Annotated in this window: 2 tRNA genes; both read right to left on the reverse strand. The window is 56.9% G+C overall.

Annotated features, from left to right (window positions below):
* Positions 1-275 precede the first annotated feature (275 nt).
* Positions 276-348: transfer RNA gene (locus HV824_RS36035), tRNA-Ala, on the reverse strand.
* A 71-nt stretch (positions 349-419) separates the two neighbouring features.
* Positions 420-496: transfer RNA gene (locus tag HV824_RS36040), tRNA-Ile, on the reverse strand.
* Between the last annotated feature and the right edge of the window lie 45 nt (positions 497-541).

The following is a 541-nucleotide window of genomic DNA, read 5'->3' on the forward strand; positions in this document are numbered from 1 at the left end:
TTACTTGCCCTAATCTCTTGTTTCACGCCCGCCTCCCGGCGGTTTGTCGAAACTCGAAACCAAGGCCCAGACTCCTGCTCTTCGCAGCAAGCCTGGAAGACTTCTTCTTTACCTACGCTTGATTAAAGCACCTGACTCTTTCCCTCGCCTTCGCCTCACGGCGTCGGCGGGTACTCTCGTCAGGGCTTCTGCGAGAACTTCTCTCAGCAGAAATTGAACTTACCCTTCGTATGCACTTGTCAAAGAACGCTTCTCTAGACTTCAGAGAAAACTTGTGGAGCTGATCGGGATCGAACCGACGACATCCAGCTTGCAAAGCTGGCGCTCTCCCAGCTGAGCTACAGCCCCGGGAAACTGCCCACGGCCATTCTACCATGCTGGTGCGCGTCACCGCTTCCCTCCTCACTCGGGGAGGGAAATGGTGGGCCTAGGTGGACTTGAACCACCGACCTCGCGCTTATCAGGCGCGCGCTCTAGCCAGCTGAGCTATAGGCCCAGGGGGCTACCGCGTCGGCAAACCCTACAGCGTCCTTCATTCTCA

The organism is Myxococcus sp. AM009 (assembly GCF_013372605.1).
Lineage (GTDB): Bacteria > Myxococcota > Myxococcia > Myxococcales > Myxococcaceae > Myxococcus > Myxococcus vastator.